Here is a 23,786-nt window from a genome sequence, read left to right on the forward strand (position 1 = left end):
CAATGCAGAGTCACGAGTTGAAACTGGCGCGCCATCCCCAGGGGAAGGTCCGGCCGTCGGACTTCCGCCTCGACATGGTGACGGTTCCCGAAGAACTGACGCCCGGTGACATTCTCGTGCGCAACTCGTGGTTGTCGATCGACCCGTCTGTCAGGATGCGTCTCGGCCCCACGGGTCCCGCGGGCTACCTCCCACCGTTCCGCATCGGGGAGACACTGACCGGGTTGGCTGTCGGCGAGGTACTCGAGTCCCGTGACCCCGGCTTCGAGAAGGGCGACACGGTTCTGCACATCAAGGGTTTTCGCGAGTTCGCGGTGGTCCGGCAGGGCAGCGAAACCTTGGCCGGGGCAGGCGGAGTGACACGCCTCGACACGAGCGTGCACCCGCCGCAATCCTATCTCGGAGCGCTGGGCAGTTCCGGGCTCACGGCGTACGTGGGATTGCAGTGCATCGGTGGACTCACGAGCGGAGACGTCGTGTGGATCTCGTCGGCCGCGGGTGCGGTCGGCAGCCTCGCCGCGCAGATTGCGAAGCTCCGAGGTCACTACGTGGTCGGCAGCACAGGTTCCGGTGAGAAGGTCAGGTTCCTGCTGGACGAACTGAAACTCGATGCAGCATTCGACTACCACAGCCCGGACCTGGTGGAAGCACTCGGGTGCGCGGCACCGGACGGCATCGACCTGTATTTCGACAACGTGGGTGGAGCGCATCTCGAGGCCGCCCTGTATCACCTCCGGACGGGCGGCCGCGTGGCCATGGCGGGCGCCGTCGCCTCCTATGACGCGGACACGGCGGCACCGAGTCCGGGCAATCTCTTTCAGATCGTCGCGAAGAACCTGACGGTGCAGGGTTTCCGGGCTGGAGCCTACGACCATCTGCTCGGCGACATGCGGGCCGAGGTGGGAAGCTACCTCCGCGACGGTCGCCTCGTTGTCGAGGAAACCGTGTTCGACGGCCTCGGGTCGGCGCCGGACGCCATCGTCGCGATGCTGCAGGGCCGGACCGTGGGAAAGACGCTGTGCTGCCTACGCTGATGCTCCCAGACGAACATGGCCTCCGCATCACGCGGAGGCCATGTTCGTTCTGCGTAGCTCAGGCCGCCGTCCACCCACCGTCGGCGTAGATCTCCGAGCCGGTGACGAAGGTGGAGTCGTCGCCGGCCAGGAAGGCGACGACGGCCGCGATCTCCTCACCCCGCCCGAGTCGACCCATCGGGGTGCCGGCCAGCATCTCGCGGTGACGCTCGCTGCCCTCCCAGCGCTCGAGTAGTGGGGGCGTCCCGATGAATCCCGGGTGCAGAGAGTTGACGCGCACCCTCGCTTTCGCCCAGTGCAGGGCAGCGTTCTTGGTCATCGTGCGGACTGCCCCTTTGGCGGCTGCATAGGCAACGCTGTTGCCCAGGCCGCCCACCGTTCCCAGTATCGAGCACATGTTCACGATCGAACCGCCGCCGCTCCGCTCGATCAGCGGGCCGGCGTGTTTCATACCCAGCCACGTGCCGGTCTGGCCGACCCCGATCACCCGATCCCACTGTGATCGGGTTTCCTCGTCGACCGTGGCGACGCTGCCGATGGCAGCGTTGTTGACCAAGGCGTGCAGCGCGCCGAACGTGCTCTCGGTTGCTGCCACGACGTCTTCCCACTGTTCCTCGGAGGAGACGTCGAGGGCGAGCGCTGTATGTCGCTCGGGCTGGGTGAGCGTATCGAGCAAGTCCTGGCAGCCCGACTTCTCGAGATCAGTCAGGACGACGTGAGCGCCCTCTTCGGCGAGCCTTCGGACGATCTCCGCGCCGATACCACCGGTCGCACCCGTCAGTAGGACGACCTTGTCGCGAAGTCGGTCAGGGCCGACAGTCATCTGGACTCCTTGTCACTTGTTCGGCTCGGGCAGGGAAGGTCGACATCAGAGGTTGCTCAACACGTTTCGGCCACCGACGAGCATCGCGACCACTACACCGATGCTGGTCACCGCGGTCATGAGAAGAGCCATCGCGGCCACGAGCGGGTAGGAGCCGTTCTCCCACAGGTCGAACAGCAGCGTCCCCATCACCTGTGTCGTGGCGGCACGGACGAGCAGTGAGGCGGCGAACTCGTGGGTCAGCAGGATGAACATCAGGGCGACGGAACTGAGCACGGTCGGCCTCATCAGCGGCAGAATCACCCGCACATTGGTGACGAACGGGCTCGCGCCGCTCGTTGCCGACGCCTCGGCATAGGTCTCGCCTAGCGACAGCATCGCCGTCATTTGCATCCGGGTGGAGAAGGGCACCATCAGCACGATGTAGACGAGGATGATGACAGCCTTGGTCCCGTAGAGGATCAGCGGAGGCTGGGTGTACGTGAGCAGGAACCCGACGCCGAAGATCACCGCTGGAATGCCCAGGGGTAGAGCAGTGATGATGTCACCGATGGTTCCCAGCACTCTGTGTTTGCGGCCTCGCACGAGCAGCGTGGCGGTGAGGTAACCGATCGGCACGCAGACGGCGACCGCCACCACGGAGGTGAGGAGACTCGTGTACACGGAGTCGACGATGCTCGCCGTCCGGAACAGCGCCCGGAAGTTGTCGAGTGTGAAGAGATTCCAGGACAGTGTCTCCGACCAGTAGGGAGACACGGCCACGATGGCGAGTCCGATCAGCGGAACGACGAGCGCGAGCATCGCATACGCGGAGATGCACACGGCGGCCCACGCCGAGCGTCCGGTGTCGGGTGCGAACGCTTTTCCGCCGTGCGTGACGAAGCGTGACTGATTGCCGAGAAGCATCTTCTGCGCCAGCACGACGACGACGCCGAAGATGACGAGCGGAGAACCCGCCGCGGCTGCGGCGGCGAAGTCCGCCGGCGACTCGGACACCCGCCGATACATTTCGGTGGTGAGGACCTTCACGCCGGTGTTCTGTCCCAGCAGGAGTGGTCCGGTGAACTGGCCCAATCCGAGAAGCAGCGCGATTCCACCGCCGTACACCAGGGAGGGGCGAAGCAGCGGGAGCACTACACGAAAGAACACCCCGAGTGTCGACGAACCGCTGATCTGTGCTGCCTCGAGGTGCTCGGAACTGATGTTCTGCATTCCCGCGCTGACGAAGAGGTAGACGAAGGAGGTGAGTCCGAAACCCGTGAGAATGATGATCCACGGTGTGCTGTAGATGTCGACGGGTCCGGAGTCCACGTGGTTCCACCAGGGGAGCTTGCGCAGGAGTGCGTTCAAATACCCGGGTCCGGGCGAGAGAAGGAATGCCCACCCGACCACATTGGCTACCGCGGGCATCACGATGGGCAGGATGGGGACGATTTTGAGAAAGCTCAGCCGACGTGGCAGCCGGCTCGCCGCGAACGCAAGTATCGTCCCCAATACCATTGCGATAGCCAGTGACGAGAGAGCGAGGGCAATCGTTGTTCGGATGGTCTGGCCGATATCGTACCGGCCGTACTGGGCTTCGAAACCGCGTGCGCCGTCCTCGAACGCCAGCGACTGTAACCGGAAGAGCGGGAGCACGACGAGATACGCCAGAACCGCCAGCAGTGCGCCGTACCCGAGTCGGGTACGCCACACCGTACTGACGACGAACGGACGTGCGCCGCGACTCACCGCAACCGTAGCCATCACGCCTCCGATCGGGCGGCCTGGGCGAGCACGGGAACCTGGAGATCCACGTGACCGTCCGGAAGCGGAAACACTCGCAACTTGGTGGGCGAGAAGCTCACCACCAGAGGAGATCCGATGGTTGCAGCACGCAACCAGCGTCCGTGTCGTTCCGCGTCTGCGCGGACGAACAACTGCTCGCCTCCGGCATCGACCGTCACGTCGAAATAGCGGCCTCCGTACTCGGAGGTGACGAGTTCGCCGACGAAGCCGACGTCACCCGCACGGACCTCGTCGAGTGAATGATGAAGTGCGAGGTCTTCGGGCCGGAGTCGTCCCACAGCCGTATCGCCGCTGATGTAGTCGCCCTGGACGCCCGCCGCGTCGAGATCGACGGGAGCCCCCGCTCGCGTGGTCCACCCCTCGTGCCTGCGGACGAGTTCGAGCCGGTTCGCCATCCCGATGAATGCGGCGACATAGTCGGAGGAAGGGGTCTGGTAGACCCGCTCCGGGGTGTCGTACTGTTCGATCTTGCCCGCCTTCATGATGGCGAGTCGGTCACCGAGCGCAAACGCCTCGGCCTGATCGTGGGTGACGAATACGGCAGTGAAGCCCAGTCGTTGGTGTAGTTGATGAATCTGGGACCGCACCTGATCGCGCAGCCGTGCGTCGAGATTGCTCAGGGGCTCGTCGAACAGCACCAGGTCGGGTCGGGCGACCAGGCCGCGGGCCACGGCGACTCGCTGTTGCTGTCCACCGCTGAGCTGGGACGGATACCGGTCGAGCAGGGCTCCGCAATCGACCATGTCTGCGGCGGTCTCGACCTGTCCGGCGGCGATGGCGCTCTTCATCCGTCGAACCTTCAAGGGGTACCGGATGTTTTCTCGCACTGTCATGTTGGGCCACAGCGCGTAGGACTGGAAGACCATGCCGATGTTGCGCTTGTATGCCGGAACGTTGATGCGGGTCGACGCATCGAAGACGGTGTTGTCCTTGAACGTGATCGACCCGCCCTCGGGTGTCTCGAGACCGGCGATGCATCGTAGGGTGGTCGTCTTCCCGCAACCGCTGGGGCCGAGTAGGACGAGAAATTCACCGTCCTGGATGTCGAGGTCGAGTTGATCGACAATGGTGTTGGACCCGAAGGTCTTGGTCAGGTTGGAAACCTTGAATTGTGATGTCACCTTGGCACCTGCTTGGTTGCGAGTGGTTTGTCGAGGAAAAAGAAAGTGAATTCAGTTCATATTACGGTCTCGTCGGGTGCTTCGGAGTCTTGGCGCCCGCGGAGGTTCCGCCGTCGATCATGAGATCGGAGCCCGTAATGTAACTGCTGTCCTCGCACGCGAGGAACAGGATGGCCTTCGCCACCTCGAGTGGTAGGCCTCGGCGCTGCAGCGGAATGCTTTTCACATACGCGTCCATGTCGTCGTCGGCGAAGTCGGCGCCGGCGGTGATTGCCGTCTCGATGCTGCCCGGGCACACCGCGTTGACCCGGATCTTCGATTCCGCGAACTCCAACGCCGCAACGCGGGTCAGGGCGCGAACACCGAACTTCGACGCGCCGTATGCACCGAGCTCGGCCGTCGCGAGGACGCCACGCAGCGAGGACAAGTTGACGACGGACCCGCCGGTGGTCATCGCGGCACCTGCGGCTTGCAAGCCGAGGAAAGTCCCCACCAGATTGAGGTCGATCATGCGTCGTAGGTCGGCGAGTGACGTCTGCATGATGGACGCTTTGGATGCGGCGCCTGCGGAGTTGACGAGAACACGCATCGGATGCCCGCGATCCGCCATCTCGGTGGTGACGCGCGTCCACTGAGATTCGTCGGTGACGTCGAGGTGCCGGTAGTGCGCTCGCGCACCGATTTTCGCCGCGACACGTTCACCCAGCTCGTCGTCGACGTCGCCGAGGTAGACCGTGGCCCCGTGGGCGTGGAAGAGTTCCGCGGTCGCGGCACCTATCCCTCGTGCAGCACCGGTGACGAGAGCGCAGGTGTCACGTAGTCGCTCGTCGGTCGTAGTCACTGGATGAATCTCTTTTCCCAATCGGACTGGTATTCGGTGAGCGATTCGGGTGTCAGGTCGGACGGGTTGGGCAGCGCGATGTCCTGGGCCCGTGCGACGCTTCCTTCGATGCCGGGGAGTGCGCTCGCGTAACCGTGTGATAACGCCTTCTGGCCGGCGGGGGTGACCATGAAGTTCGCCAGCACCTGTGCGGCATTCGGGTGCGGCGCCGCGGACAGTGCGTGTGTGAACCACGGGGTTCCCCACGGGGGCGAGGGCAGTGCCCAGTCCACCGGTGCTCCCGATTCCTTCTCTCGCACAAGCGGTTGCACCATAGGGGTTGCGACGATCTCGCCCGAGGTCAGGGCCTGAGCCACGCCCAGTGCACTCGGGTAGATCCGCGGTTTCAGTTCGGCGAGCTTCTGGAGATAATCGGCGCCGAAGTTCTTCTCGAAGAATCGGTAGAGGTCGACGTACGAGGCGATGCCGGACGGGTTGACGATTCCGATCTTGCCCTTCAATGCTGGGTCGAGGAGGTCTGCCGGCTTCTGCAGACCTCCCGGAAGTGCTGTCGTGTTCCAGCCGAGAGCGAACACCGCCGCGCTGGTCAGGAAGAACTTGTCGGAGATGATGCTCGTCTGCGGTTCGTACTCCGGCGCATCGAATGCCGGGCCGACGAGATCGGTCGAGTAGGTGCCCGACCCGGCGGCAGTCTCGATCCAGGCGGCGTCGGTCAGCATGTGCACATCAGCCGTTCCCCGCTTCGTCTGATTCTCGACCTCGACCTTCGGGTTGATGTCAGCGTCGGTTCCCCGGACGTATTCGAGGGAGATCTCGGGATACTCCTGCTCGAAGGCCACTTTCAGAGCGTCGAGATTGGCGGGCTTCTGGCTCGAGTACAGCAGCACACTGCCTTCGGCCTTGGCTGCGGCGACGACGTCGTCCCACGTGCCGGACACGGGACCGGTGGACCCGGAACCGCCGGACCCGCAAGCGGCGGAGGCGAAAGCGGCGACCACTGCGACCGCGATCAGCTTTATCGGCATACTTCTCATGGCATGAAAGCCCTTCCGGTATCGGTTCGACGAATGCGAAGCCGTGTGTTCGGTGATGGATGGAGGAGTCGAATGAGGCCTACGGCGCGACACCGTTGAGCAGCGCGGCAACGCGATCGGGCATCGTGACCATGGCCATGTGGCCGGATTCGAGGAATGCGGTGTCGCCGCCGACGAGGACGGCCGATCTTTCCTGGAGTTCGGGTGGATAGCAGGTGTCCTTGGACAAACGTACGTATGTACGGGGTATATTGGCGCGGAGACCGGACAGGTCGACGGACTCTGTGAGTAGCGCGCCGCAATCGTCGACCAACTGGGCGATCATCCATTCGGTCTGTTCCGCGTCCATGTCGTTGCAGAGCATCGCGGCGGCGCCCATCGGATCCTGGCGGTACGCACCATCTTCTATCGAGGCTTCCACCGCGGCGCGGACGTCCGGGTCGATCTGGTCGATCACTCGCGTCCCGTCGGGCGGGACGACGGCGGACAGGAAGACGACGTGCCGTAGTCGGTGTGCGAGTGCCTGCATGACCCGAGGGGCCGTCACTCCCGCGAAAGAGTGTGCGACGAGGACGACGTCCCCGAGGTTCGCCGCCTCCACGTCGTCGATGACGGCGGCGGCGCAGTCGTCGAGGGTGACGGACCGCGGGTCGACGGAGCGCCGTCCTCCCCGCCCCGGGAGATCGATTGCGAGAGTGTCACCTTCGAGCAAGGGGAGGAGGGGCGCCCAGCAGGAGGCGCCCATTCCTGCGCCGTGGACGAGAACGAACGACATTTTGCTCCTCGCTAAATTGAACTGATATCAGTTTGAATCTAGGGAAATCGCCGTGTGATGTCAATCACCTGATAATGTGAAGTGAATCCAGTTCACTTAGGAGGTCCGTGTGACGAATCCACGTGCAGCGCGGCCGCTGCAGCTCGGTTCGCTTCGGTTGGCAAACCGGCTCGTCGGTACGCCGCACGCGTCGGGTGCCGTCGCCGGCGGCCTCCCCTCACGCGGCGACGACGACTACTGGCGACGCTGCGCGGCCGGCGGTGCCGCAATGCTCATCGTCGGCGGCACGGTGGTGTCGCCCGGTTCGACCAATCGCAACGGCAACATCACCGAGGCCTGGCGTCCCGAAGTCCTCGCGGGCCTGGAGGCTCGGGCGCGGGCAATCACCGAGGAAGGAGCCATCGCGGCCTGCCAGCTGGTGCACCTCGGACGCGAAACTCTGGGCGCCGAGATGTGGAGTCACCCCGTCGGGCCGTCCGCTGTCCGCTCGCCCCGCGAACCGACGCGACCGCGCGCCCTCTCGGGCGCCGACGTCGACGCGGTCGTCGACGCATTCCGCACATCCGCGGTCCACGCGTGGTCGGCCGGCTTCCCGGTCGTCGAACTGCATGCAGCCCACGGATATCTACTTGCGCAATTCCTCTCGCCGAACACGAACCTCGGTCGAGACGCTGCGACGGGTGCTCAGCGTGTGCGGATCCTCGACCGCATCGCCTCAGCGGTCCGCGACGCCTGCCCCGGGGTCGTACTCGGAGTCCGCGTCTCTTCCGACGGCGGCGACGAGGCAGGCCTGAGTATGGACGGTCTCTGCGACGTACTACCGCACCTCTCCGATTTCGACTACGTCAACGTCACGGTCGGCGTCCGCACCACCTACGTCCGGGACATGGCCGTAACCGACCCGCCGCTGCTCGATTCGGTCGGGCGATTACGCGCCGCCGCAGTGACCCCGCTGCTCGTGTCACAGTCGTTCCGGACCGGTGCGTCCATCGAGACTGCACTGCAATCGGGAGCCGACCTCGTCGGTGTGGCACGACCGCTGATCGCCGACCCGAACTTCCCGCGGAAGATACTGACCGGCCGCGAGGCGTCGATCCGCCCGTGCGTGTCCTGCAACGAGGATTGCCGGGCATTCGACCCCGTCCTACTGTGCTCGGTCAATCCCGACCTCGCACCGCCGGGTCATTCCGCACGTCCCGCGTACCCGCTGACGCTGGGGCCCACGCGCGGGTCGAGAGTGCGGAGACGGATCGCCGTCGTCGGTGCAGGCCCCGCCGGGCTCGAGTGCGCGATGCGGCTCGGACCCGATCACGACGTCACACTCTTCGAACAACGAGAGCGAATCGGAGGCCAGCTTGCGACAGCGGCCGACGCGCCGCATCGCAGCGGCTGGCGTCGCCTCCTCGACTACTACGCCGACAACATGCCGAAGGTGGCAATCCGTCTGGCGCACACTGTGAACGCCAACGACCTGGAGGACTTCGACGACATAGTCCTGGCCGTCGGTGCCGTGGAAGAACTTCCCCAGGAATTGGCGGGAACGTCGTCCGTGCTCACCTCTCAGGCGCTGCTCGGTGGGGGAGGAGCCCTTCGCGGCGCGGGCCACGTTCTGGTGGTAGACGACGGATTTGGGCTATGGCCAACAGCGAGCGCGGTCGAAGCGGCGCTTGCCGCGGGTGCCGACCGCGTCACGGTTCTGACGCCCGCCGCGGCCTTCGCGTCGGGTCTTCCCGCGGAGGGCCGCGTGCAGTACCTGCGTCGGCTGTCGGGCGAACCGGTCGACGTGCGCGTGCTGTCGTCGCTCGTCGCGGTCTCCGACGGGTCGGTCGAGTTCGAGAACACGCTGTCGGGGGAAAGGACGCGCCTCGACGTCGACCGGGTGGTCGTGGCCGGTGAGCGGCGCCCGCGCGACTGGTCGCAACTCGCACCGGAAGGCGCACGCGTGCACGTCATCGGCGACGCTCTCGTACCGCGCAAAGTCGCACACGCCATCTCTGAAGGCCGTGCTGTCGCCTGTGAGTACTTGTTAACCGCGGGCGGTTAACAAGTACTCACAGGGGGTGTTCGCCGACATCCGCGGCGGCGAGGGTGATGACCAGCAACGGCACCACCTTTGCCGCCGCGATGCGGTAGTGGTTCCTCGACTCCTGCTCGACGATGCGCGCCCCGCCGAGGGCGCGCAGGTGGTGGTAGAGCTGACCGGGCGAGGACAGCCCGACCGCGGTCTGCAGTTCGCCCGCGCCGGCGGGACCGCGCAGCAGTGTGCGGACGATCTCGAGGCGGGTCGGATGTCCCAGGGCGGCGAGGACATTCGATACGGCCGTGGGGGACAGGTCGAGGGTTGCGCCGGCGTCGTAGCGGATCGTCCACTGGATCTCGCCGCCCAGGTCGACGGTGCCCTGATATCCGATCTGCCCGATGCTCTCGCCGACGTCGGCTGTCGGGGTTTCGGCGGGCCGGGCCGATTCGAGGGCGTGGACGCGGGCCTCGAGGTCGGCGAGCCGGGTGTCGTACTCGTCGTTCACACGGCACAACTTAGCTGCGACGTCGTGTCGGGATCGGTCATCGCCTCGGTGACCACGCCGGGGAGGTTGCCGCCCTTGAAACCCAGCCCGTCCAGCCCGGGCGGGGCGGGCTGCCATTCGAGTGTTCGGCGCGCGACATCGGAGCCGGGACCGAAGTCGCCGGTCGCGATCGCGCGGTGCAACGAGGCGAGGCCCGCGGCCGAACCCATCACCCCGGACTCCTGGACCCGGGCCGTGACCGCCGGGAAGTCGTCGCCGGGCGACATCCGCACGACCTGTTCGCGGTAGGCGTCGTCGTGTGCGTAGCGCTGGGCGGCGTCCCACCGGGCATCCCGCGACATCGCCGGATCGAGGAGGGCGATGGTCGAGCCCAGCAGGGTCGGCACCTCCAGGTCGTCCCAGCCGCCCTGCGCGGCGGCGTCGGCGAGGGCGGCGTCGCCGAGTCGGTCGCGCAGGTAATCGGGGACGGCGTTGTCGCTCTCCTGGATCATCGCGATCACCATCTGCTCGAGCGGGACCGTGGCGCCGGGTTCGGTGACGCCGAGCCGCTGCAGGGCCTTCGGGTGGGCGCCGCCGTCGGTGTTCGGGAGGTACCAGCGTTCCCACTCGGACAGCGGCACCGGCTCGGCCGGGTCGAGTTCACCCGACGCGACGGCCCGGGCGTAGGCGGCCAGGTGCACCACCTTGATCGCGGACGCCAGCGGAACGGTGTCGCCGGTGCGGTGCTCGACCGTGCGGCCGCGACCGTCGTCGACGACGAAGGCGATGTCGTCGGGGTGGGAGCCGACGTACCCGACCCATCCGGCGGCGGTCGTGATGTCGGCGGGTGGCAGCGGTGCGCATACGGCCGGCGGCGCTGCCTGCTCGTCCGAGGAGGTGGCGGTGCCGTCGGTGCTGCACGCGCCCAGGCTCACCGCGACCGCGACTGCTGCTGCGACCGTGCCCAGCTTCCTGCTCATCGAGAAGATCCCCTCACCTGTGGAAATTCGATAATCCGGAATTGCGGAATTCTAGAAGTACGGTAACCCGTACCGGCGGGAGTGTCGAGACCGCACGCTCCGAACGTCCCGTCCGGCGCGGCCCGTAGGCTGACACCCGTGCGCGTACTCGTTATCGGCTCCGGAGCCCGTGAACATGCCCTCCTTCTCGCTCTTGCTCGCGATCCAGGGGTCAGTGCCCTGATGTGCGCGCCCGGCAACGCCGGAATCGGCAAGATCGCCGAGCAGCATCCCGTCGATATCGCGTCCGGGGAGGCGGTGGCGGCCCTCGCGAAGAAGCTCGACGCCGACCTCGTCGTGGTCGGCCCCGAGGTCCCGCTGGTGCTGGGTGTCGCGGACGCCGTCCGCGCGGCGGGCATCGCCTGCTTCGGACCGTCGGCCGACGCCGCGCGCATCGAGGGTTCCAAGGCGTTCGCCAAGGACGTCATGGCCGCCGCCGGTGTGAAGACCGCGCACAGCGAGATCGTCGACTCGCCCGCCAAGCTGGACGAGGCGCTCGACCGCTTCGGGCCCAACTGGGTGGTCAAGGACGACGGCCTCGCGGCAGGCAAGGGCGTCGTGGTCACCACGGATCGGGACGCGGCCCGCGATCACGCTGCCGAACTGCTCGAGAACGGTCACCCCGTTCTCCTCGAGTCCTTCCTCGACGGTCCCGAGGTGTCGCTGTTCTGCGTCGTCGACGGCGAGACCGTCGTGCCGCTGCTGCCGGCCCAGGACCACAAGCGCGTCGGCGACGGCGACACCGGACCCAACACCGGCGGCATGGGCGCGTACACGCCGCTGCCGTGGCTGCCCGAGCAGACCGTGACCCAGATCGTCGACGACGTCGTGAAGCCGGTCGCGGCCGAGCTCGTCGCCCGGGGCAGCGCGTTCAGCGGCCTGCTGTACGCCGGGCTGGCGATCGGCAAGGACGGCCCCGCCGTGGTCGAGTTCAACTGCCGCTTCGGCGACCCCGAGACGCAGGCGGTCCTCGCCCTGCTGAAGAGCCCGCTCGGCGAACTGCTGAACGCGGCCGCCACCGGAACGCTCGATCAGGTCGCGCCGCTCGAATGGCAGGACGGCTCGGCGGTGACCGTCGTGGTCGCGGCCGAGCACTACCCGGCCACCCCGCGCACCGGCGACGTGATCACCGGCGCCGACGGTGACGGCGTCCTGCACGCAGGCACCAAGCTCGTCGATGATCAGGTGGTCTCCGCCGGCGGGCGCGTGCTCAGCGTGGTCGGAGTCGGAGCCGACCTCGACGCTGCGCGCGCGGATGCGTACTCCAAGATCTCCGCGATCAAGCTGCCGGGAAGCCACTTCCGCAAGGACATCGGACTGGCCGCTGTCGAGGGACGCATCGCCCTTCCCTGAGGTCGAAGCGCTCCAGCGGCGCAAACGACCGACAGGCGTGCACCCCCGGAACATCCGGGGGTGCACGCCTTTTTCGTCACGTCACCGGGCGGTCCATCCTCCGTCCATCGTGTAGGAGGCGCCGGTGACCATGCCTGCGTCGGCGGACGCGAGCCACGCGACGAGGGACGCCACCTCCGACGGTTCCACCAGTCGCTTGATCGCGCTCTCGGTGAGCATCACCTTCTCGATCACGTCGGCCTCGCTGATGCCGTGCACCTGTGCCTGATCCGCGATCTGCTTCTGCACCAACGGTGTCAGCACGTAGCCGGGATTGACGCAGTTGCTGGTCACGCCGTGCGGGCCGCCCTCGAGCGCCGTCACCTTCGACAGTCCCTCGAGTCCGTGCTTGGCGGTGACGTACGCGGACTTGAACGCTGATGCGCGGAGCCCGTGCACGGACGAGACGTTGACGATGCGCCCGAATCCCGTGGAGTACATGTGCGGCAAGGCGGCACGGATCAGCAGGAACGGTGCCTCGACCATCAGCGTCTGGATGCGCCGGAAGTCCTCGGGGCGGAATTCCTCGATGGGGCTGATGGTCTGGATACCGGCGTTGTTGACGAGGATGTCGGTCTCCAGCCGCAGCTCGGTGAGCGGATCGGTGTCGAGGAGGTCGACGTGCCACGCGGTTCCGTCGATTTCGTCGGCGAGGCTCTTGGCGGCCACGTCGTCGAGGTCGGCGACCGTGACGTGGGCTCCGCGTGCGGCGAGCGTCCGGGCGCAGGCCGCGCCGATCCCGCTGGCGCCGCCGGTGACGAGCGCGGTGCGTCCGGTCAGGTTCTGCTCGGTCATGCGGGGACCCCGTCCTTCGCGCCGGCAGCCTTCTCGTCGGCCAGGATCTGGGCGTCCGCCGCGTCGATCGATTCGAGCGAGATGCCCTTGGTCTCCCGAGCGACGATGACGGCGACGACGGTGATCAGGCACGCGATCGCCAGGTAGATCGCGATCGGAACGGACGAGTCGTACTTGCTGAGCAGGCTGGCCGCGATGATCGGCGCCAGCGAACCGGCCACGATCGACGTCACCTGGTAGCCGAGGGAGACACCCGAGTACCGCATGCGGGTCGGGAACATTTCGGCCATGATCGCCGGCTGGCCGGCGTACATGAAGGCGTGGAACACCAGGCCGATGATGATCGCTCCGAGGATGACGGCGTTGTGCCCGCTGTTCATCATCGGGAAGGCGAAGAAGCCCCACGTGCCCGCGGTCAGGGCGCCGATCATGTAGACGGGGCGCCGGCCGATGGTGTCGGAGAGCCGCCCGACGAGCGGGATCACCGCGAAGTGCACGGCATGCGCGATCAGCATCCACCAGAGGATCTGCGCGGTGTCGGTGTGGACGACCACCTTGAGGTAGGTGATCGAGAACGTGACCACCAGGTAGTACATGACGTTCTCACCGAAACGCAGGCCCATCGCAGTCAGCACGCCGCGGGGGTAGCGCTTGAGGACCTCGAAGACGCTGAAGGACGTCTCCTTGATGTGCTCCGCTTCCTTCTGCGCCTGGATGAAGATCGGGGCGTCCGTGACCTTCGTGCGGATGTAGTAGCCGACGAGGACGATCACGGCCGACAGCCAGAACGCCACGCGCCAGCCCCAGCTGAGGAACGCCGCATCGGACAGAGTCGTCGTCAGGATCAGCAGGACGACGGTCGCGACGAGGTTGCCCGCAGGAACGCCGGCCTGCGGCCACGACGACCAGAAGCCGCGGGACTTGTTCGGGCTGTGCTCGGCCACCAGCAGCACCGCGCCACCCCACTCGCCGCCGACGGCGAATCCCTGGATGAAGCGGAGGGTGACGAGCAGGGCCGGGGCCCAGTACCCGATCTGGCCGTACGTGGGCAGGCAGCCCATCAGGAACGTGGCCGCGCCGACGAGGAGGAGGCTGAACTGGAGCAGTTGCTTGCGCCCGAACTTGTCGCCGAAGTGACCGAAGACGATGCCGCCGAGAGGCCGGGCGACGAAGCCGACGGCGTAGGTGACGAACGCCGCGATGATCGCGTCGAGTTCGTTGCCGCCGGCCGCGAAGAAGACCTTACTGAACACGAGCGTCGCCGCGGTCCCGTAGAGGAAGAACTCGTACCATTCGACGACGGTGCCGGCCATGGACGCGCCGACCACCTTCTTCAGCCCGGACGGCGGGGCTTCTTTCGCGTGCGCTGTTTCGTCGACGCTCATCTGTCGCTCCTCGTTACACTCCGTACCCCGCTGTGACTGGGGACACAGTTCGTTGGTCCTGCCGAGTATTGATGCATATTTGTGCGCACACAATGACGCAACCTGCAGTCGGCATGTGCAAATATGCAGAAGTGACCTCCGGAACAGCCATGCCCAGCGCCGACGACCTGCTCGTACTGCTGGCAGTGGGGCGGACCGGCCGCTTCAACACCGCCGCCGACGACCTGGGCGTCAACCACACGACCATCTCGCGGCGGATCGCGAGTCTGGAGAAAAGCCTCGGCGGCCGGGTCCTCGTGAAGGCCGCCGGCGGGTGGGAACTCACCGACCTCGGGCGGCAGGCGCTGACCGCGGCCGAACGCGTGGAGGCCGCCGTCCACGGACTCGTCGCCGAACCCGGCCGCGCCGACCACCTGAAGGGCGTGGTCCGGGTATCGGCGACCGACGGGTTCAGCGCCTACATCGCGGCACCCGCCGGCGCGCTGATCCGCAGCAGGCACCCCGAGGTGTCCGTGGAGATCGTCGCGATCACCCGCCGGGCCTCACAGCATCGCTCAGGGCTCGACATCGAGATCGTCGTGGGCAAGCCGCAGGTGCACCGGGCGGAGGCGCTGTGGCTGGCCGACTACACCCTCGGCCTGTACGGCGCGAAGTCGTATCTGTCCACACACGGCACCCCGAGGCAGGTGGGTGATCTGGCCGATCATTCACTCGTCTACTTCATCGACTCGATGCTGCAGGTCGACGAACTCGACCTCGCACGCCGCCTCACCGTCTCGATGCGCGAATCGGTGACGTCGACCAACGTGTTCGTGCACGTCGAGGCCACCCGGGCGTCGGCAGGTATCGGGTTGCTTCCGTGCTTCATGGCCGACCGCCACGACGACCTCGTCCGGGTGCTGCCCGGGCAGGTCGAGGCCACGCTGGCGTACTGGCTCGTGGCAAGACCCGAGTCGTTGCGCCGACCGGAGGTCGCGGCGGTGGTGGGGGCGATCAGGGAGACGGTGGAGTGGCAGCGGGACGCGTTGGCGGGGCAGTGAGCGCGTCACGCTAGCGTCAAGGGGTGCGTCCAGAATCCCAGCGGTCCAACATCCAGACCTTCCACGTGATGGACGTGTGGAAGGCCGCCACCGAACGTCAGCGCACCCACGGTGACGTGCTGACGCTCGCAGCGGGGCAGCCGTCCACTCCCGCTCCGCAGCCGGTTCTCCGCGCGACGCGGGAAGTGCTCGACGGACACCTGCTCGGCTACACGGAGACGTTCGGGATCCTGCCGCTGCGGGAGGCGATCGCCGGATACCACTCCTCAAAATCCGGTATCGACGTCGACGCCGAGGACGTCGTCGTGACCACCGGATCCTCGGGTGCGTTCACGCTGCTGTTCCTCGCCGCGTTCGACGTCGGCGACACCGTCGTGGTGGCCCGCCCCGGCTACCCGGCCTACCGGAACACGCTCGCCGCGCTCGGCTGCAACGTCATCGAGATCGACTGCGGAGCGGACACCCGGTTCCAGCCGACGGTCGCGATGCTCGACGCCCTGCCCGAGCCGCCTGCCGGACTGATCGTCGCCAGCCCCGCCAACCCCACCGGCACCGTCATCGACCCCGGCGAACTGGCCGCCCTCGCCCGCTGGTGCGACGACCACGGGACGCTGCTGATCTCCGACGAGATCTACCACGGCATCGGATACGGCGAGCAGGCGATGACGAGCTCGTGGGAGACGTCGCGTGAATCCGTCGTCGTCGGATCGGTGTCCAAGTACTTCTCGATGACGGGCTGGCGGCTGGGCTGGATGCTGGTCCCCGAGGGGCTGCGCCGGCCGCTGCAGCGCCTGGCCTCGAACATGACGGTGTGCCCGCCGGCCATCTCCCAGTACGCGGCGATCGCCGCGTTCACCGAGGAATCGAGGGCCGAGCTCGACGGCCACGTCCAGCGCTACGCCGTCAACCGGGAGCTGCTGCTCACCGGGCTTCCGGAACTGGGCATCACCGACCTGGCGCCCGCCGACGGCGCGTTCTACGTGTACGCCGACATCGGGCACCTGCTCGGCGGATCCCACGGCGGCACGTCGACGGAATGGTGCTCGCGACTGCTGCAGGACACCGGTCTGGCGCTGGCCCCGGGCATCGATTTCGACACCGTCCACGGCGACCGGACGGTCCGGCTGTCGTTCGCCGGATCCACCGCCGAGGTCCGGGAATCGCTGGTGCGACTGGGTCGCTGGCTGTAGGCGGAGTTTCCCGACGACAGCTCTTGCGGCGGCGCCGCAGCAGTTGTTCGATGGACTTGGGCGCACTGCGTGTTCGGTGTGCCAGGCAAGGAGAACGGCGATGCTGTACATCGCGTTGTTCGCATTCGTGTTGTGGGTCCTGTGCTTCGCCGACGCCATCACCACCGACGACGACCAGTTCCGGAACCTCTCGAAGGAGGGCTGGCTGGTGATCGTGCTGCTGCTTCCGCTCGTCGGCTCGGTGTTGTGGCTCGTCGTCGGACGGCCGCCGAAGGACCCGGGCGATCGGCTGCCCGCCGACCCGGAGGAAGCCGAGTTCGTGCGGCGGTGCCGGGAACGGGCGGAGGAGCAGCGCCGGGAAGGTTTCCACGGGCACGACCAGGAGTAGAAGGCCTACACTGTGGCTAGGATTACACTGTTACACACCGGCCCTGAGGCGACGACATGAGCGACATCAGTCATCCACAGCCACCCGTTCCCGGCGGAGTCCGCATCGGGACCGTGGAACGGGAGCAAGCCGCGGCGGCACTCGCCGAACATTTCGCAGCCGGACGGCTCGAGACCGACGAGTTCGACGCGAGGGTGCGCCAGGCGTACCTCGCCAAGACCGCCGCCGACCTCACGCCGCTCTTCGCGGACCTCCCGGACGAACAGCGCTTCGCGCCCGAACCCGATCGCGTGCGCCGCGATCCGGGACGGGAGGCCGCGGCGCTGCGGACGCTGGTGTTCGTGGTGGCCGTGCTCGCCGCGATCCTGTGGGTCGCCCTGGTGCGCGTCCCTCCACTCGTCTTCCTGCCCATAGTCTGGCTCGTGCTGGCCCGTCGGGGCTTCGGCAGGCGGTCGTGCCGAGCGTGGTGACGCGCTGACTCGGACCGGCGAGAACTGCGGAAAACTACCGCGAGGTCGGTTGTCGCTCCCGTACTCTGACAGGCAGGTCCACGCCGTCGAGCGATCGAGGAGCCACGATGACCACCAGAATTGTGCGATGTGCGAGCCTGATCCCGGTTGTCGCGGCGTCCGCGCTGGTGCTGGGTGGATGCGGTTCCGACAGCAGTGACACCTCGTCGACATCTGCCAGTGCCACGGCGTCGGCCACGGCCACGACGGCGGCGCCGACAACCACGGGCACGGCGGTGGCGTCGGCGGTCACCAAGCAGCAGGCGGAGCAGATCGCTGTCGGGGCAGTCCCGGGCGGCACCGTCTCGAACTCCGAGGAACAGCAACGGGATGGAAAGACGATGTGGCATGTCCACATCCGCGACACACGGGGCTACGACTACGACGTCGACGTCGATGCGGCGACCGGCGCGGTGGTCCCCGAGAGCAGGGACGGGGAGACCACAGCTGCACCCGCACCCGCTCCTCCCGCCGGCGGAGCGGTGACCCAGCAGCAGGCTGAGCAGATCGCTGTCGCGACAGTCCCGGGCGGAACGGTCGCGAACGCCGAGGAGCAACAACGGGACGGTAAGACGGTGTGGCACATCCATATCCGCGACGCCAAGGGCTGGGATTACGACGTGAACGTCGACGCGTCGACAGGAGCCGTCGTTCCCGACAACTGACCGCAGTGGGTAGAACGACCCATGTTCCGCCCGGGGCGAGATGGGTGAATTTTCCGATGCCTGGGCGGTGGCGTCGCTCTAGCGTCGATGGCATGGTCACCACTCGAGGCGGACCCGAGCGGGTGGATCCAGCAGCTGAATTTCCTGGCCTTCGCCGCGCTACTGCTGATCTTCGCGGCCGGACTGCACCGCGGCATCGCGGCGACACGCTTCGGCTGGGCGGGGCCGGCCCTGCTCGGCGTGGCAGCGGTGGGGCTGATCCTCGCCGCCGTGTTCCCGTTGCGTGAGGATCCGGCCGGGGAGCCCTACGACCCTGGCCACCATGTGATCTCGGGGATCACGTTCTTCTCCTGTAGTGCCCTCGCCCTGGTGATGCTGTCGCGCCGGTTCGCCGCCGATCCGCGGTGGCGCGGCCTGGCGCGGTACGTCGGGGTCGTCGGGGTGGTCGGACTGGGGTGCTTCGTGATGCTGGGCCGGTTCGCGATGCCGGAGGATGCCCCACTGCACGATGTCGCCGGGCTTCTCCAGCGGTTCACCCTTCTCGCCGTGACGTTCCCCGCGCTGGTGACGATCGCCCTGCGGCTCCGTCGCCTCGCCGGCCGACCCCCGGTGCTCATCCGGTCGTGAAGACCGGCATCTGCACCCGCGCGAGGCAACTCGTGTGGTAGCCGCCGGCTGGGTTCTCGAGGAAGCCGACCGTGACGGCCGGGGCACAATCCGAGGACTGCAGTACGTCGTGACCGAGCCCGGGGAACTCGAGGACCTCGGACCGCGACAGGGTTTCGGCCGCGGTCCGCGCCTGCGACGGCGGGGTGACGGCGTCGAGTGAACCGGTGAGGAGCAGGGCCGGCACGTCGCTCGCCGTGGGCTCGTGCACGCGGGCGTCGGACGCGGGCACGTCCCAGACGTCGCAGTCGTCGAAGATCCGGGCCGCCTGCGGCACCAGCGACAGCACGGGGTCCGGGAAGTCCGGGAGCACCCGCTTCGCGGTGGCGGCAACCCGCTCACGGTCGGTGAACGCCGTCCGCTCACCGCCCACCCCGAACGTCAGCCCGTAGCCGATGAGGCCCGGCGGTGTCACCGTGCCGAGCAGCGCGGGTGGCGGCCGGGACGCCGTCGCCGGTGGCGGTCGAGTGGATGAGCGCGGGAAGCCCTGCGTAGTTCCCCGGCGCCAGACTCTGCTGGATCACCAGATTCGTGAACGTGTACCCGTCGAGGACGACGCGCCTGCCGGACAGGCCGACGGTCAGCGGCGAGGCGGCCAGCCGGTTCACGGTCCCGGTGAATTCGTCCTGCAGCCCGGGGTAGGCGGCGGCGCATGCCGGCTGAGCGGCGCACGCGTTGAACAGTGCGCGGTATCCCTCGGCGGCGCCCGGCCAGAAGCCCTCGATGATGTTGCTCTGCGTCGGTACGACCGAGTCCAGCACGACGCTGCGGATGCCGTCCGGGTGGTCGCGGAGCAGTGTCAGCGCGAGGTGGGTGCCGTACGAGACGCCGTAGATGTTCCACTCGTCGAGGCCGAGCGCCACCCGCAGATCCGCGACGTCGGCGGCGTTCGCGGTGGTGTCGTACGCGCCCAGGTCGTAGCCGCCACCGGCCGTCCGGTCGCGGCACGATCGGGTGGCCTGGACGTCGAGCGGGTCGGGTCGCGGGGTCGGAGACGTGGCAGCCAGTCGCGTCACGGCCAGGTCGATCCGTCGTCCGTCCGGACGCGATCGGTCCTCCGGCACGGTCAGGGTGCCGCAGCTGAAGCCGGGTCCGAGATCGAGTTGCGGCACCCCGGGGACGTTCGGGGACGGGCACGCCGCGGCGGTGTACGTGGCCGCGGACGAGGGTCCGGATCCGGTGCGGAGCCACCCCGGGATCCGCACGCCGACACCAGGCCCATCGGCGCGGTCACCGCACATCCCAGGGCCAGCATCCGCACGGACACCCGCATGGTCCCGACGCCCCGCGGGTGGCCTCCGCAGCCCACATACTTCGCGGTCTGTCGTCCAATTTGCCCTGGTGCGGCACCCGCGGCTGGCAGGATGAATTGGTGTCATCTGCGGCAACTCCGAAGGGCGAACGGCGCCGACAGGCGCTGGTCGAGGCTGCCGCCGATCTGTTGCTCGAGGGCGGATTCGACGCGGTCCGGCACCGCTCGGTGGCCACCCGGGCCGACCTTCCTCTCGCGTCGACCACCTACTATTTCGAGTCGCTGGACGACCTGATCGCGAAGGCCGTCGAATGCAACGGCAACCGTGATCTCGCGGTCATGCGCGGCCGCGTCGACGACGTCACGCACCGGCGCCGCGGTCGCGAATCCACCGTCGACCTCCTCCTCGACCTACTCGTCGGACCGGCTCTGATCAGTGAGGACTGCCGCGAGAGGCTGATCTCCCGGTACGAGCGGTTCACGGCCTGCGCGCGTCGCCCCGAACTGCGTGAGGTCCAGTTGCGGTTGCGCGCACAACTCGACGACGTACTCACCGAGGCCCTGCGACGCTCCGACCGCGACGTCCGGCAGGAGCAACTCCGGCGGCTCGTCGCCGTCGTCGACGGAGCCCTGGTGACCGCGCTCGGCGAACACGACCCCGACCTGCGGGCCCTCGCCCGGGCCATGCTGCTCGACGTCGTCGACGTCGTCGCGCCCGCCCTGGACCGGCCGGACCACGTCGAGCTGTAGCACCGCCGTAAACTGAGGACTCGTGAGCCGCATCCCGAACGTCCTTGCCAACCGTTACGCCAGCCCCGAACTCGTCGAGTTGTGGTCGCCCGAGCACAAGATCGTCCTCGAGCGTCAGCTGTGGCTCGCCGTGCTGCGTGCCCAGGCGGAACTCGGGATCGACGTGCCGGCCGAGGCGCTCGCCGACTACGAGCGGGTGCTCGAGCAGGTGGACCTCGACTCCATCGCCGACCGTGAGCGCGTCACGCGCCACGACGTGAAGGCCCGCATCGAGGAGTTCAACGCCCTCGCCGGGCACGAGCAGGTTCACAAGGGTCTGACCAGCCGCGACCTCACCGAGAACGTCGAGCAGCTGCAGATCCTGCGGTCGCTCGAGCACGTGCACGCGCACGGTGTCGCGGTCGCCGCCCGGCTGGCCGAGCGGGCCGCCGAGTACGGCAGCCTCGTCATGGCCGGCCGGTCGCACAACGTCGCGGCGCAGGCCACCACACTGGGCAAGCGGTTCGCGTCGGCGGCCGACGAACTGCTCGTCGCGCTCACCCGGCTGCGCGAGCTGATCGACCGCTACCCGCTGCGTGGCATCAAGGGCCCCATGGGCACAGCGCAGGACATGCTCGACCTCCTCGACGGCGACGCGTCCAAGCTGGAGGCGCTCGAGCAGAAGGTCGCCGAGCACCTCGGCTTCTCCCACGTGTTCACGAGCGTCGGTCAGGTGTACCCGCGGTCGCTGGACCACGACGTGCTGTCCGCGCTGGTTCAGGTGGCGGCCGGGCCGTCGTCGTTCGCGCACACCATCCGCCTGATGGCCGGCCACGAACTGGTCACCGAGGGCTTCCAGCCCGGCCAGGTCGGGTCGTCCGCGATGCCGCACAAGATGAACACCCGTTCCTGCGAGCGCGTCAACGGACTGCAGGTCGTGCTGCGCGGGTACGCGTCCATGGCCGCCGAGCTCGCGGGCGCGCAGTGGAACGAGGGCGACGTGTTCTGCTCGGTGGTGCGCCGCGTCGCACTGCCGGACGCGTTCTTCGCGATCGACGGACTGATCGAGACGTTCCTGACGGTGCTCGCCGAATTCGGCGCCTACCCCGCCGTCATCGAGAAGGAACTCACCCGGTACCTGCCGTTCCTCGCCACGACCAAGGTCCTGATGGCCCTGGTGCGGGCCGGTGTGGGCCGGGAGACGGCGCACGAGGTCATCAAGGAACACGCCGTCGCTGTCGCGCTGGCGATGCGCGAAGAAGGCAAGGAACCCGACCTCCTCGACCGACTGGCCGCCGACGACCGCCTGCCCCTCGACCGGGCCGCCCTCGACGAGGCCCTCGCCGACAAGAAGGCGTTCATCGGTGCCGCCGAGTCCCAGGTCGCCACGGTCGTCGCGCAGGTGCAGAAGCTCGTCGATGCCAACCCCGAGGCAGCCGCCTACCAGCCGTCCCCGATCCTGTAAGCGCGTAGCGCCCGTGCGCCTTTTTGGTAGCGGGGGCTACCGAAAAGGCGCACAAGCACCGGAGGTGCCTAACCCGTGAACTGCATTTTCTGCGAGATCGTGTCGGGCCGATCCGACGCCAGCGTCGTGCACGAGGACGACGACGTGATGGCGTTCATGGACATCCGGCCGTGGACCTCCGGACACCTGCTGGTGGTCCCGAAGCGGCACGCGACCGGGCTCGCCGACCTCGACCCGGGTGACGGAGCGGCGGTGTTCGCGGTGGGGCAGCGCATCGCGACCGCGCTGCGCCACGGGCCGATGCGGGCTCAGGGCGTCAACCTGTTCCTGGCCGACGGGATCGCCGCCGGCCAGGAGGTCTTCCACGTCCACCTGCACGTCGTTCCCCGCACGGCCGGTGACGGGTTCGGGCTGCGCGGAATGCCGAAGTCGCCGAGCCGGATCGCGCTCGATCAGACGGCGGGCGTCATCCGTTCCTCCCTCACCTGACGTGAGTGGCAAAGCGTGCGGGAGCACACTTTGTCACTCACGTGCGGGGTAGTGGACCTCGCCGGTGCGGCCGTTCTCGTCGAACCGTCGTTCGGTGATGTCGAAGGTGCCGTCCGGCCGGACCCGCAGCAGTGTCGACGCCCGCGTCCCGTAGTCGCCGTAGTGAATGAACCGGGACGACAGGGCGCGTTCGAGTTCGGGTTCGATGCCCGTGTCGGGCAGCGCCTCCCACGATGCGGGGTCGCTGTCGGCGAGCACGTCGAAGTATGCCCCCGGATCCGCATCGAGGTTGCCGTCGTCGGCGGCGAGTGCAGCGGCGAACGCCTGCTTGCCGCCGGTCACCTTCGGCCAGGGCGTGTCGAGTTCGGCGTTGGACAGGCCGTGAACGCCGGGTTCCACTCGCTGCCGCCGACCGTGGGGCCGGTTGGTGGCCCACCACAGTTCCGCGGGGTCGCCGACGAGCAGGTTGAAGCTGCCGTACTCGGCGCCCGTCGCGGCCACCTGCGCGGCGTAGTCGGCGGGGGACAGCCGACCGCGGAGGTAGTCGACGGGCAGGGCCCCACGCGACCGTGCCCCGGTCGAGGGTGCGCCGTTGCGGACGTTGGTGACGGCCGCAAATCGCAGGGAGTCGGCGATTCCCATCCAGGTGCCGCCGGCGAGTAGATCGCGGCCCGCGACGAACCCGTCGTCCCACCTGCTCAGCGGTTCGGTGGGGCGGGCGTAGAACTCGTCGCGGTTGGCCGCGACGACGAGGGGGAGGTCGGGGCGGGTATGCCAGGCGAACAGGACCAGGCACATGCAGACGTCTCCTCGTCACCTCGATCATCCGAACTCGGTGTGCATGCCCGAGCGTAGCTGCCCTCGAAATACCTCTGAAACAGA

Annotated in this window: 25 protein-coding genes; 12 read left to right on the forward strand and 13 right to left on the reverse strand. The window is 67.7% G+C overall.

The window, feature by feature from the left end:
* Positions 1–2 precede the first annotated feature (2 nt).
* Positions 3–1,034: an NADP-dependent oxidoreductase gene (locus QM806_RS17165; RefSeq protein ID WP_005562143.1), complete on the forward strand. Its 1,032-nt coding sequence runs from the start codon at positions 3–5 to the stop codon at positions 1,032–1,034.
* 58 nt (positions 1,035–1,092) lie between these two features.
* Here QM806_RS17165 and QM806_RS17170 read toward each other — a convergent pair whose 3' ends face one another.
* The 6 genes from QM806_RS17170 to QM806_RS17195 all read right to left on the reverse strand — a co-directional run bounded on the left by QM806_RS17170 (position 1,093) and on the right by QM806_RS17195 (position 7,416).
* Positions 1,093–1,857, reverse strand: coding sequence for an SDR family NAD(P)-dependent oxidoreductase (locus tag QM806_RS17170; RefSeq protein ID WP_005254922.1), 765 nt, complete (start codon positions 1,855–1,857; stop codon positions 1,093–1,095).
* Positions 1,858–1,902: 45 nt separating this feature from the next.
* Complete coding sequence (locus QM806_RS17175) at positions 1,903–3,603, reverse strand: ABC transporter permease (protein ID WP_037203392.1); 1,701 nt, start codon at positions 3,601–3,603, stop codon at positions 1,903–1,905.
* Positions 3,603–4,766 carry an ABC transporter ATP-binding protein gene (locus QM806_RS17180; protein ID WP_005562142.1) on the reverse strand — a complete coding sequence of 388 codons (1,164 nt, stop codon included), beginning with the start codon at positions 4,764–4,766 and terminating at the stop codon, positions 3,603–3,605. The genes QM806_RS17175 and QM806_RS17180 overlap by 1 nt, the downstream gene beginning before the upstream one ends.
* Positions 4,767–4,827: 61 nt before the next feature.
* Positions 4,828–5,607 carry an SDR family NAD(P)-dependent oxidoreductase gene (locus tag QM806_RS17185; RefSeq protein WP_005254916.1) on the reverse strand — a complete coding sequence of 260 codons (780 nt, stop codon included), beginning with the start codon at positions 5,605–5,607 and terminating at the stop codon, positions 4,828–4,830.
* Positions 5,604–6,641, reverse strand: coding sequence for an extracellular solute-binding protein (locus QM806_RS17190; protein WP_043793469.1), 1,038 nt, complete (start codon positions 6,639–6,641; stop codon positions 5,604–5,606). The genes QM806_RS17185 and QM806_RS17190 overlap by 4 nt, the downstream gene beginning before the upstream one ends.
* A 79-nt stretch (positions 6,642–6,720) precedes the next feature.
* Positions 6,721–7,416: an alpha/beta fold hydrolase gene (locus tag QM806_RS17195; protein ID WP_065489232.1), complete on the reverse strand. Its 696-nt coding sequence runs from the start codon at positions 7,414–7,416 to the stop codon at positions 6,721–6,723.
* Positions 7,417–7,525: 109 nt separating this feature from the next.
* On the opposite strand from QM806_RS17195, the gene QM806_RS17200 reads away from it, so the two are divergent.
* Positions 7,526–9,460 carry an oxidoreductase gene (locus tag QM806_RS17200; protein WP_283292130.1) on the forward strand — a complete coding sequence of 645 codons (1,935 nt, stop codon included), beginning with the start codon at positions 7,526–7,528 and terminating at the stop codon, positions 9,458–9,460.
* A 7-nt stretch (positions 9,461–9,467) separates the two neighbouring features.
* Here the strand turns inward: QM806_RS17200 and QM806_RS17205 are convergent, their stop codons facing one another.
* Both QM806_RS17205 and QM806_RS17210 read right to left on the reverse strand, forming a co-directional pair.
* Positions 9,468–9,941 (reverse strand): ArsR/SmtB family transcription factor, encoded by a 474-nt coding sequence (locus QM806_RS17205; protein WP_054245755.1) that lies wholly within the window; start codon positions 9,939–9,941, stop codon positions 9,468–9,470.
* Positions 9,938–10,900 (reverse strand): serine hydrolase, encoded by a 963-nt coding sequence (locus tag QM806_RS17210; RefSeq protein WP_182623639.1) that lies wholly within the window; start codon positions 10,898–10,900, stop codon positions 9,938–9,940. Before QM806_RS17210 ends, QM806_RS17205 begins: the two co-directional genes overlap by 4 nt.
* A gap of 138 nt (positions 10,901–11,038) precedes the next feature.
* Here QM806_RS17210 and purD point away from each other — a divergent pair, with 138 nt between their 5' ends.
* On the forward strand, positions 11,039–12,292 hold the full coding sequence (purD, locus tag QM806_RS17215) for a phosphoribosylamine--glycine ligase (RefSeq protein WP_005566389.1): 1,254 nt from the start codon (positions 11,039–11,041) through the stop codon (positions 12,290–12,292).
* 81 nt (positions 12,293–12,373) lie between these two features.
* Here the strand turns inward: purD and QM806_RS17220 are convergent, their stop codons facing one another.
* Positions 12,374–13,126, reverse strand: a complete 753-nt coding sequence (locus QM806_RS17220; RefSeq protein WP_005254902.1) for a 3-hydroxybutyrate dehydrogenase — start codon at positions 13,124–13,126, stop codon at positions 12,374–12,376.
* The gene (locus tag QM806_RS17225; RefSeq protein WP_005566390.1) at positions 13,123–14,511 is read right to left on the reverse strand and encodes an MFS transporter; all 1,389 of its coding nucleotides are present in this window, start codon (positions 14,509–14,511) and stop codon (positions 13,123–13,125) included. The genes QM806_RS17220 and QM806_RS17225 overlap by 4 nt, the downstream gene beginning before the upstream one ends.
* A 113-nt stretch (positions 14,512–14,624) precedes the next feature.
* Between QM806_RS17225 and QM806_RS17230 the strand changes: the two genes are divergently transcribed.
* The 6 genes from QM806_RS17230 (at position 14,625) to QM806_RS17255 (ending at position 18,930) form a co-directional block, all read left to right on the forward strand.
* Complete coding sequence (locus QM806_RS17230) at positions 14,625–15,551, forward strand: LysR family transcriptional regulator (protein ID WP_375154210.1); 927 nt, start codon at positions 14,625–14,627, stop codon at positions 15,549–15,551.
* 23 nt (positions 15,552–15,574) lie between these two features.
* Entirely contained in the window at positions 15,575–16,741 is a 1,167-nt protein-coding gene (locus tag QM806_RS17235) for a pyridoxal phosphate-dependent aminotransferase (protein ID WP_054245752.1), read from the forward strand.
* 100 nt (positions 16,742–16,841) lie between these two features.
* On the forward strand, positions 16,842–17,129 hold the full coding sequence (locus tag QM806_RS17240; protein ID WP_005254896.1) for a PLDc N-terminal domain-containing protein: 288 nt from the start codon (positions 16,842–16,844) through the stop codon (positions 17,127–17,129).
* Between the two features lie 56 nt (positions 17,130–17,185).
* On the forward strand, positions 17,186–17,599 hold the full coding sequence (locus tag QM806_RS17245) for a DUF1707 SHOCT-like domain-containing protein (protein WP_005254895.1): 414 nt from the start codon (positions 17,186–17,188) through the stop codon (positions 17,597–17,599).
* Positions 17,600–17,706: 107 nt separating this feature from the next.
* Complete coding sequence (locus tag QM806_RS17250) at positions 17,707–18,303, forward strand: PepSY domain-containing protein (protein WP_120659695.1); 597 nt, start codon at positions 17,707–17,709, stop codon at positions 18,301–18,303.
* A 48-nt stretch (positions 18,304–18,351) separates the two neighbouring features.
* On the forward strand, positions 18,352–18,930 hold the full coding sequence (locus QM806_RS17255; RefSeq protein WP_349307601.1) for a DUF998 domain-containing protein: 579 nt from the start codon (positions 18,352–18,354) through the stop codon (positions 18,928–18,930).
* Here the strand turns inward: QM806_RS17255 and QM806_RS17260 are convergent.
* On the reverse strand, positions 18,917–19,384 hold the full coding sequence (locus tag QM806_RS17260; protein WP_166680665.1) for an alpha/beta hydrolase: 468 nt from the start codon (positions 19,382–19,384) through the stop codon (positions 18,917–18,919). The genes QM806_RS17255 and QM806_RS17260 overlap by 14 nt on opposite strands.
* On the reverse strand, positions 19,332–20,174 hold the full coding sequence (locus tag QM806_RS17265) for an alpha/beta fold hydrolase (RefSeq protein ID WP_283292145.1): 843 nt from the start codon (positions 20,172–20,174) through the stop codon (positions 19,332–19,334). The genes QM806_RS17260 and QM806_RS17265 overlap by 53 nt, the downstream gene beginning before the upstream one ends.
* 167 nt (positions 20,175–20,341) lie before the next feature.
* On the opposite strand from QM806_RS17265, the gene QM806_RS17270 reads away from it, so the two are divergent.
* The 3 genes from QM806_RS17270 to QM806_RS17280 all read left to right on the forward strand — a co-directional run bounded on the left by QM806_RS17270 (position 20,342) and on the right by QM806_RS17280 (position 22,904).
* On the forward strand, positions 20,342–20,971 hold the full coding sequence (locus tag QM806_RS17270; protein ID WP_005254889.1) for a TetR/AcrR family transcriptional regulator: 630 nt from the start codon (positions 20,342–20,344) through the stop codon (positions 20,969–20,971).
* A gap of 22 nt (positions 20,972–20,993) precedes the next feature.
* On the forward strand, positions 20,994–22,415 hold the full coding sequence (purB, locus tag QM806_RS17275; protein WP_005254886.1) for an adenylosuccinate lyase: 1,422 nt from the start codon (positions 20,994–20,996) through the stop codon (positions 22,413–22,415).
* A 75-nt stretch (positions 22,416–22,490) separates the two neighbouring features.
* Positions 22,491–22,904, forward strand: coding sequence for an HIT family protein (locus QM806_RS17280; RefSeq protein WP_005566400.1), 414 nt, complete (start codon positions 22,491–22,493; stop codon positions 22,902–22,904).
* 33 nt (positions 22,905–22,937) lie between these two features.
* Here QM806_RS17280 and QM806_RS17285 read toward each other — a convergent pair whose 3' ends face one another.
* The gene (locus QM806_RS17285; RefSeq protein ID WP_005566401.1) at positions 22,938–23,702 is read right to left on the reverse strand and encodes an NRDE family protein; all 765 of its coding nucleotides are present in this window, start codon (positions 23,700–23,702) and stop codon (positions 22,938–22,940) included.
* Positions 23,703–23,786 lie beyond the last annotated feature (84 nt).

The organism is Rhodococcus sp. IEGM 1351 (assembly GCF_030056875.1).
In the GTDB taxonomy this organism is placed as follows: domain Bacteria; phylum Actinomycetota; class Actinomycetes; order Mycobacteriales; family Mycobacteriaceae; genus Rhodococcus_F; species Rhodococcus_F opacus.